The organism is Oribacterium sp. Sow4_G1_1 (assembly GCF_052116105.1).
Classification (GTDB): Bacteria; Bacillota; Clostridia; order Lachnospirales; family Lachnospiraceae; genus Oribacterium.
The window spans coordinates 1-8,436 of sequence record NZ_JBQKLS010000030.1 but is presented as its reverse complement, the minus strand read 5'-3'; the positions used below and the strand labels follow the sequence as shown (position 1 = coordinate 8,436).

Annotated in this window: 9 protein-coding genes and 1 pseudogene; 7 read left to right on the top strand and 3 right to left on the bottom strand. The window is 45.4% G+C overall.

Features of this window, described 5'->3' with window-relative positions; translation table 11 throughout:
* Positions 1 to 267: 267 nt before the first annotated feature.
* The 3 genes and pseudogenes from yiaK to ACTQ52_RS12005 all read right to left on the bottom strand — a co-directional run bounded on the left by yiaK (position 268) and on the right by ACTQ52_RS12005 (position 2,194).
* A pseudogene (gene yiaK / locus ACTQ52_RS12015) lies at positions 268 to 1,259 on the bottom strand (3-dehydro-L-gulonate 2-dehydrogenase).
* Positions 1,260 to 1,284: 25 nt separating this feature from the next.
* A complete protein-coding gene (locus ACTQ52_RS12010) occupies positions 1,285 to 1,968 on the bottom strand; it encodes a LysR family transcriptional regulator substrate-binding protein (protein WP_441982749.1) in 684 nt (227 codons plus the stop codon).
* Positions 1,865 to 2,194, bottom strand: a complete 330-nt coding sequence (locus ACTQ52_RS12005; protein WP_441982748.1) for a LysR family transcriptional regulator — start codon at positions 2,192 to 2,194, stop codon at positions 1,865 to 1,867. The genes ACTQ52_RS12010 and ACTQ52_RS12005 overlap by 104 nt, the downstream gene beginning before the upstream one ends.
* A gap of 189 nt (positions 2,195 to 2,383) precedes the next feature.
* Between ACTQ52_RS12005 and ACTQ52_RS12000 the strand changes: the two genes are divergently transcribed.
* The 7 genes from ACTQ52_RS12000 (at position 2,384) to ACTQ52_RS11970 (ending at position 8,205) form a co-directional block, all read left to right on the top strand.
* A complete protein-coding gene (locus ACTQ52_RS12000) occupies positions 2,384 to 2,815 on the top strand; it encodes a hypothetical protein (protein ID WP_441982747.1) in 432 nt (143 codons plus the stop codon).
* Entirely contained in the window at positions 2,757 to 3,497 is a 741-nt protein-coding gene (locus ACTQ52_RS11995) for a tripartite tricarboxylate transporter substrate-binding protein (protein ID WP_441982746.1), read from the top strand. The genes ACTQ52_RS12000 and ACTQ52_RS11995 overlap by 59 nt, the downstream gene beginning before the upstream one ends.
* A gap of 84 nt (positions 3,498 to 3,581) precedes the next feature.
* Positions 3,582 to 4,076: a tripartite tricarboxylate transporter TctB family protein gene (locus tag ACTQ52_RS11990; RefSeq protein ID WP_441982745.1), complete on the top strand. Its 495-nt coding sequence runs from the start codon at positions 3,582 to 3,584 to the stop codon at positions 4,074 to 4,076.
* A gap of 17 nt (positions 4,077 to 4,093) precedes the next feature.
* The gene (locus ACTQ52_RS11985; protein ID WP_441982744.1) at positions 4,094 to 5,593 is read left to right on the top strand and encodes a tripartite tricarboxylate transporter permease; all 1,500 of its coding nucleotides are present in this window, start codon (positions 4,094 to 4,096) and stop codon (positions 5,591 to 5,593) included.
* Positions 5,594 to 5,626: 33 nt separating this feature from the next.
* On the top strand, positions 5,627 to 6,373 hold the full coding sequence (locus tag ACTQ52_RS11980; protein WP_441982743.1) for an RraA family protein: 747 nt from the start codon (positions 5,627 to 5,629) through the stop codon (positions 6,371 to 6,373).
* A 22-nt stretch (positions 6,374 to 6,395) separates the two neighbouring features.
* Positions 6,396 to 7,193 carry an aldolase/citrate lyase family protein gene (locus tag ACTQ52_RS11975; protein ID WP_441982742.1) on the top strand — a complete coding sequence of 266 codons (798 nt, stop codon included), beginning with the start codon at positions 6,396 to 6,398 and terminating at the stop codon, positions 7,191 to 7,193.
* A 46-nt stretch (positions 7,194 to 7,239) separates the two neighbouring features.
* On the top strand, positions 7,240 to 8,205 hold the full coding sequence (locus tag ACTQ52_RS11970) for a D-2-hydroxyacid dehydrogenase (RefSeq protein WP_441982741.1): 966 nt from the start codon (positions 7,240 to 7,242) through the stop codon (positions 8,203 to 8,205).
* Positions 8,206 to 8,436: the final 231 nt, after the last annotated feature.

The following is an 8,436-nucleotide window of genomic DNA, read 5'->3' as shown; positions in this document are numbered from 1 at the left end:
TTTTGAAAAGCACCCTTTGGGGAGCTCTGTTAGAGTTACCCTTTTATAGCCACTGATAAAAAAGGTAATTTTCTGCTAATCTATGCTTGACTTTTCATAGCTGGTCTCCTTCAACGATACCCTTTCCGGGTCTGGGTAAATAAACCACTGGTATAATCATATACCACTTAACAAAATAAAGCAAAAATTATTTTCAACATAATTATTTTTATTGTTTTAATCGTTTTTTTATGATTATTCTGTCGCAGGAGAATATTTGCTGATTATTTAGTTGGAAGCGAGCTCTATGATCTGTCTCCAGATTCCGTCATCAACGTGAATTCCTTCCTTCATGCTCTTCGCGCGGCGTTTTCTCGTCTGATCACCCGGACATGTCACCGGACGGGCCGAATCGATCGGATGCGCATTTCTGGCTGCCGTAACGCGACGATCCAGCTTTTCCATAATCTCTTCCTGTTCTCCGAACATGTTCGGGTCGTATGCAATGAAAATCTGAGAGCAGCCCCCGCAGCTTCCAAGTCCATCTGCGTCCATATCTGATCCGCTTTTACCGTTCGCCATTAAGGTTGCCGCCAGATCCAGGGCAAGTGCAAGGCCGGAACCTTTCCAGTATCCGGTCGGAAGAATCCTCCGACTCTCTTCGATTGCCCCCGGATCGCTGGTGAGATTTCCCTCCTTGTCAAATCCGCCCGGATACGGAAGTGATTTTCCGGCCAGCCGGTAGACTCCAAGCTTTCCATAGGCATACTGGCTCATTGCCATATCTACGACAATCGGTTCATCCTTTCTGGGAACGGCGATACAGAACGGATTGTTGCCGACGCTCTGCTCGTCCGATCCCCAAAGAGGCATACAACTCTCCGTATTGATCCAACTGATCCCCATAAATCCTTTCTCAGCCATACGCCATGCATATGTACCGCCGCGCATCCAGTGCGTAGTATTTTTTATGCTGACACACCCGATTCCATGTTCTTTCGCAAGCTCAACCGCGCGGTCAGAGGCAAAATCGCATTGAGGATGCCGATTCCCATATGTCCATCGTAATTCTCAACTGCCCCTCGTTTGTGGATCAATTCCGGCTTTCCTTCCGGATCGATCCAGCCCCTGTGCATATAATCCGCAAAACGCGGGATACGGTTCATACCATGACTTTCCACACCGTCCGCACTGGAACTTGTATGTACTTCAGCACATATCTCTGCCTGTTCCTCATTCAGGCCAAGGTTGAGAAATGCTCTTTTCGCGGTTTCCTTCATTTCTTCAAAAGATACGATCATTGTTTTAGCGGTTCCTTTCTTCTCTTTGATTTTTTAAATAAGACAGAACATACCGGTAGAAGGTCTGTTCCGTTTCATTGCAGTTATTTAATGGTTTACTGACCAGTACATTATATCTGTATAAAACCGGATCCGTCCGGTAATAATGAATTTTCGGATTTTCACAAACGGTTGACAACGGAATAAAGGCAGGTCCCTCTTCCTCTGCTACCATACCAATTGTCAGATAAAGACCATTGACTTCAAAAATACGTTTTGGCGTAAAAGAAAGACTTTCAAATACATGATCCACCGCCGTGCGGATTGAGGAGCCCAGACGGGAGATCAGGAAAACATCGTCTTTAAAATATTGGGGAATATCGTCCAGCGGCATCACATCTCCCGGATTACGCTGACAATACGGATGACTAACCGGAACAGTCAGAAACAGCGGCTCCTCTCTCAGTATCTGCATATTACTGTCAAGATGATCAAAAGGGCTAAGAGATATTAAGGCGAAGTCCAGATTTCCTTTCTGAATTTCAGAATCCAGATAGTATAATTCCACCTGCGCCGTAATATCAAAAAAAGCTTCCGGATGTTTCTTATGAAATTTTGTCTTCGATAAATTTCGATCCCCAGATAGAAGCTGATGCCAACCGAATATTGGTGCTTTTCTGCATAGCACGCAATTCCCGCATTGTTTCATCATGAATCCTCAAAATTTTCTTAGCGGCTTCCACATATTTTTCTCCCGCAGGTGTAATGACTACTCCTTGCTTCTGGCGGAAAAACAGAGGCTGTCCAATCTCTTTTTCAACTGCGGAAAGCGTATAACTAAGCGATGACTGGGAAATATACAGCTTTTCAGCTGCCTTCGTAATATTGCGTTCCTGAGCAATCATAACGATGTACTGCAGATGGTTAATATTCATAAATCTTCCTGTGTTTGACTTAGCCATATTATAACACAGCTGACAATTTTATCATCAGTTTTATCAATAGAACATTTCGATGGTTCCAACAGGTTTTTGCGTTTGTCAAATATGTACAGGTATGCAATAATGAAGCCATAAAAATTATACAATTTTCCTACGGGAAACAAAAAAAGGAGGCTCTATTTTATGAAAAAAGTAATTAGCTCTGTACTTGCACTGACAATGGTCACTGCCACTCTGGCCGGTTGTTCCGGCGTATCCGGCACTGCTGCAACGACTGCAGCACCGGCTGCGACTGCGGCTGCAAAAACAGAAACATCTGCGGCTGCAAAAACAGAAACATCTGCGGCTGCAAAAGCGGAAGAAACCACTGCAGCAAAGGCAGATGCCTACGAATTCAAAGATGACATCACTATTATCTGCCCGGTTAAAGCCGGAGGCGATACTGACAGAAATACACGTACTCTCGCTGAGGCTATGCAGAAATATACCGGTGTCAACGTCGTTGTTAAGAATGTTGACGGCGGTGCGACAGTTATGGGAATGCAGGAATGTCTGAATGCAGGAATGTCTGGATGCAGCTCCGGATGGAAATACTCTGGTCGTAAACGGAACTGATATGTTCGTTCCATATCTTCAGGGTACTTCTCAGATCAATATCGACAGTTTTAAGACGATCGGTATTCCGGTTATTGACAACACCACTGTGCTGGCTGTCAATTCTGCTTCCGGATGGAAGACACTGGAAGATCTCCTCGCAGCAGACAAAGCTACTCCGAATAAAATTGAGTACGGCGGAAAGATCGGCGCCGCAAACCAGATCTGCGGTATCGCCATGAATAAAGAATGGGACGCAAGCCTCCGCTTCGTTGATGTAGGAAATAATGCCGCAAAAATGACTGCCCTGCTTGGTGAGCAGACTCAGGTAATCAACATTTCTTATTCCCTTGCCAATGACTATTTCTCCACCGGTGACTTTATTCCGTTAGTATTACTCGGTACCGAGAAAAACGATCTGCTTCCGCAGGACGTTCCGCTGGCTTCCGATTATAATTTAACGAACGTAGATTTCTCCAAGTTCTTCTGGGTAGGTACCGGACCTGAAGTTCCGGATGAAAAGGTCGAGGCTCTTCAGGAAGTATTAAAACAGGTAACTCAGGATCCGGATTTTATTTCCACCATTGAGAGCAACTATCTGACTGTTGTTTCCATGGTTGGAAAAGAAGCTCAGGATTACTGCAACGCAATGTATACCGACACATTACTTCCATATAAGGAAGCATTCCTTGCTGCACAGTAAGAACGGACGGCATCAACTAACAGTACATTTGTATTAACGGGGAGGGGCTTCATTCCCTCCCTCACTTATTTGAGGAGATTACATATGAACACCAACAACAAAAAAGATGTGCAGTCTGCAATTGCAATTATCCTTTTTGCGATTGCATTTTATGCGTTCTCTTTTAAAATTCAGGCAACGACTTCGGATGTGCTGGGTTCCCGATTCTTCCCGCAAGCAGCTGCGATTTGCCTGGTTCTTCTCAGCGTTGTCCAGATTTTTCGGTGTATCCGATCCAAAGAAGTTCTTACTGCAGAACAGGAAGCTAAAATTGCAAATTCCGACCGGATCAATAAACCGCTTATCCTTACGACGGTCCTGCTTATCGCCTATTATTTCCTCTGCATGCAGGTTGGATTTACGCTGACATCCATCGTTTATCTGATGTGCTCCAGTCTGGTTCTGATTCCGGATTCCGAGCGAAAGAACAAAAAAATGTTACTTTTGATTGCGATCGTCGCCATTGCTGTACCGATCTTCTTAAATACTGTATTTTATCAGGTATTTCATATCGCTCTGCCGAAAGGCAAATTATTCTAGCTGAAAGGAGGAAAATTATGGAATTGTTAAATGGCTTTATAACAATATCGAATCTGCAGACTATTCTTTTAATGATCGTTGGAACCTTTGGCGGCCTGATCGTAGGCGCTCTTCCCGGGCTTTCCGCCTTCACAGCGCTGGCTGTTATGCTCCCATTCACTTACGGAATGAGTTCTATTAACGGTCTCTGCTTTCTGGTTGCCGTATATGTCGGAGGATGCTCCGGCGGCCTGATCTCTGCAGTTCTGCTCGGTATTCCGGGGACGCCCGCCTCAATTGCAACCTGTTTTGACGGATATCCGATGGCGAAACAGGGTAAAGGGAAGACTGCGCTCAGTGCGGCGATCATTTCTTCTTTCGTTGGCGGTATTATCGGTGCGGTGGTTCTCTCATTTGTAGGTCCGTACATCGCAAAAATCGCATTAAAACTCAGTTCCTTCGATTATTTTGCAATTATCCTGTTCTCACTCTGTACGGTATCCTCTCTTGCAGGTGAAAATCTGATCAAAGGGCTGATTGCCTGCCTTCTGGGAGTCTGTCTTGCCTGTGTCGGCACCGATGGTCTGAGCTCCGTTTACCGCTATACATTCGGTGTCACAAAGCTCGCCAACGGTTTTTCTCTGGTGCCGGTATTGATCGGCCTTTTTGCGGTATCCCAAATCATGGGGAACGCGCGTGACAAAGAAGCCATCAAAGCACTTGATTTCAGCGGAAGCAATTCCAATATGGGAGAGCGCTTCACGTTCCGGGATTATTTCAAACGCATTCGGATGATTGTCCCGGTATCTCTGATGGGACTTGTGATCGGTATTCTTCCAGGGCTTGGAGGAAATATTTCAAACCTGATGGCTTATTCCTATGCCAAAAATACTTCGAAAGATCCGGAGCGCTTCGGCAAAGGTCAGATTGACGGTGTCATTGCGTCAGAAACTGCCAATAATGCCACCGTAGGCGGCGCTATGATCATCCTTCTTACCCTGGGCATTCCGGGAGACAATGCGACTTCCGTCATTCTTGCCGGATTCCAGATGAATGATATCGCCCCGGGACCTCTGCTCTTCAAAACGCAAGGTAAACTGGTATACGCGATTCTGGCAGGTTTCATTCTTGCAAATATCATGTTCTTCTTAATGGAGTATTTTGGATTATCCATCTTTATTAAGATGCTTTCCATCCCCTCCATGCTGCTGCTCCCGATCGTCATGGTTTGCTGCTTTATCGGTTCCTACTGCGGAAACAACAATACTCTGGACATGCTGATCATGGTTATTTTTGGTATTGTAGGATACATATTGAAACGATATGGATATCCGTTGGCTCCGATGATTGTCGGATTTATTCTGGCACCCATGCTGGAATTATATCTGAGACGATCCCTGATGAAGACTGACGGCTCCTGGCTTCCGATTCTCTCCTCTCCGATCGTGATTATCTTCCTGATTGCAACCCTCATCACTGTCTGCCTGACCATTAGAAATGAATTAAAGAAATCACAGACCAAAAAACAGGTCGTTTAAACAGATAGAATCATGAGAAAAGAGGTTTTCGTAATGAATATTAGGGAAATGGATTCAAAAGAACTGTACATGTACTACGCTTCTATCATGAAAGAACTCGAGCATTTCGACACTCCTACTGTAACCAACGCACTGGCAACCTATCCGGCTGACACAGAGAATTGCCTGGGACTGTATGAACCGCATAAAACCGCCTGGTATACTGATGAGCGCATGCGCTGTCTGTATCCGGAGCTGGGACCTCGATGCGGGTTTGCTGTTACCTGTGTGTATGGGGTTCCGGGTATGCAGTTCAGCCGACTCTCCTTTGGAGATATTCTGGAAGCCATTGAAGAATCTCCCAAACCGGTCATCCTTGCAATGAAGTTCGATGCTCCGGAAGAATATCGCAGGAAAAATGCCATGATCGGTGACAATATGCTCACCTGCTTTAAACAGCTTGGTGTTACCGGAGTAGTTGGTGATGGTCCCGCCAGAGATTATCGGGGAATGCAGCCGCTCAACGTGCAGTGTATGTTCACCGGTCTAACCGCAGGCCATGGGTTTATGCCGATTGAAGCTGTAAATATTCCGGTTTCTCTCTGCTCCATGGATTTAGCTCCGGGAGAAGTCATCCATATGGATGAGAACGGAGCAGTCAAATTCTCCGCAAAATATCTTCCTGATGTTCTGGAACGCTGCAAACGAATTTCAGAAAATGATGCTAAGAGACAGGCACAGATCCGAACCTGTGTCAATGCGGAAGAAACCGCAAACGCCATGAAAGGTATTTATAAATAATATTTTTAAAGGAGCGCATACGATGACAATGCTGAAAAACATCATCCGCAAAAAGCTTAACTCAAACGAATGTACAACAACCACCCGTGTCTGGAGTACATGGCCATTCTATACGGAAGCGATCGGAGCCACCGGAAATTTTACTTATGTTGAATATGTAGGGGAATACTCCCCCTATACAACTCTGGATCTGGAGAATATAGCGAGAGCTGCAGAGCTCCACAACATGGGAAGCATGATGAAAGTTGATTTCCAGAACCGGGGATACGTTGCTCAGAAAGCAATTGCTGCCGGTTTCCAGGCAATCTTATTTGCAGATCACCACAACGCACAGGAAGTGCGGGAAACAATCGAGATGATTAAATCCGATACTCCGGAAAGTCACGGACGTTTCGGCTGTCCGAGCCGACGTTTTATCGGCACACAGGTCTATCTGCCGCAGATGGAGCATGCAAAACGAATTGATGACACCGTCATCGCTTTTATGATTGAGAAAAAAACTGCAATGGACGAAATTGAAGAAATCTGCTCTATCCCGGGAGTTGATATGGTACAGTTCGGTCCGAGCGATTACAGCATGAGCCTCGGCAAAAACAGCATGGATTATGTGGAAGAATACAAGGCTGAAGAACGGCGTATGATTGCAATTGCACTTAAACACGGCGTCCGCCCGCGCTGCGAGGTTTTGAAACCGGAAGATCTGCAGTACTATATTGATCTTGGTGTCCGTGACTTCTCCATGGGTGACGAATTTAAAAAGCTCCGTGAACTTTGGATTGATGACGGTTCCAGAATGAAAGCAATTATTGACAGCCTGTAACAGTCGACCTGCATAAACTATACTTGTAAAAGAAAGTGATGATTATATGAAAATTGTTGTATTAGACGGATATACGGAAAATCCCGGGGATTTAAGCTGGGAGAATTTGAGAGCACTCGGTGATCTGGTCGTTTACGATCGCACTTCCTATGAGGAATCACCGCTGATCGCAGAGCGTATCGGAGATGCGGAGATTGCTGTAGTCAATAAGACTCCTGTTTCGAGGGAAACCATCGACAAATGTCCGAACTTAAAAGCCATTGCCGTTCTTGCCACAGGTTATAATATTGTTGATTATGAATATGCGAAAGAAAAGGGCATCCCAGTTATGAATGTTCCCACTTACGGAACACAGATTGTCGGTCAGTATGCTGTAGGGCTGCTTCTCGAAATCTGTTCCCATTATGCACATCATGATCAGACAGTAAAAGCCGGAAGGTGGGAGAAAAATCCGGACTGGTGTTATTGGGACTACCCGATGATTGAATTAAGCGGACAGACTGCCGGTATTATCGGATTGGGACGTATTGGTCAGGAAACTGCAAAGATCCTGCACGCTATGGGGATGAACGTGATCGCGTATGACCACTCAGAGCATGAGGAATGTAAGGCATTCGCAAGTTATGTGGATCTGGATACCCTCTTTTCGGAATCCGATGTAATTTTCCTCCACTGCCCGCTGTTCCCATCCACGGAGGGAATCATCAACAAAGAAAATATCTCAAAAATGAAAGACGGGGTTATTATCATCAACAACAGCCGCGGCCAACTGGTAGTCGAGCAGGATCTTGCTGACGCACTTCAGTCCGGTAAAGTATATGCAGCCGGCCTGGATGTTGTGTCGACTGAGCCGATTCGGGCGAACAATCCTCTCCTTACTGCACCGAACTGTATCATTACTCCTCACATTTCCTGGGCTGCCAAAGCATCCAGACAGAGGATCATGGATATTTCTGTTGAGAATATTCGGTCATTTATAACAGGTCATCCTGTAAATGTAATTAACTCGTAATTATTACAGATAAAATACGAAGCTGTCGCTCCAGTTTTTCAGACGAGGCGGCAGCTTCTTTTCACTTTAAAACATATTAAAATGGGTACAGCGTTTAAAAACGATCAAACATGGTCAACTGTGTTGCTGATTTCATGAGCTGTCACGGAGCTGCTCTCATGAGCTGTCGCTGAACTGCTCAACTTTGCGTCATGAATGTCGTATGGGTTATCGCCGCCGGAGGTCGTCTTC

Excerpts from the sequence above, each read along its gene's own strand:
- ACTQ52_RS12010 (WP_441982749.1), bottom strand. The coding sequence starts at position 1,968 with ATGAAACAATGCGGGAATTGCGTGCTATGCAGAAAAGCACCAATATTC.
- ACTQ52_RS12005 (WP_441982748.1), bottom strand. The coding sequence starts at position 2,194 with ATGAATATTAACCATCTGCAGTACATCGTTATGATTGCTCAGGAACGC.
- ACTQ52_RS12000 (WP_441982747.1), top strand. The coding sequence starts at position 2,384 with ATGAAAAAAGTAATTAGCTCTGTACTTGCACTGACAATGGTCACTGCC.
- ACTQ52_RS11995 (WP_441982746.1), top strand. The coding sequence starts at position 2,757 with ATGCAGGAATGTCTGGATGCAGCTCCGGATGGAAATACTCTGGTCGTA.
- ACTQ52_RS11990 (WP_441982745.1), top strand. The coding sequence starts at position 3,582 with ATGAACACCAACAACAAAAAAGATGTGCAGTCTGCAATTGCAATTATC.
- ACTQ52_RS11985 (WP_441982744.1), top strand. The coding sequence starts at position 4,094 with ATGGAATTGTTAAATGGCTTTATAACAATATCGAATCTGCAGACTATT.
- ACTQ52_RS11980 (WP_441982743.1), top strand. The coding sequence starts at position 5,627 with ATGAATATTAGGGAAATGGATTCAAAAGAACTGTACATGTACTACGCT.
- ACTQ52_RS11975 (WP_441982742.1), top strand. The coding sequence starts at position 6,396 with ATGACAATGCTGAAAAACATCATCCGCAAAAAGCTTAACTCAAACGAA.
- ACTQ52_RS11970 (WP_441982741.1), top strand. The coding sequence starts at position 7,240 with ATGAAAATTGTTGTATTAGACGGATATACGGAAAATCCCGGGGATTTA.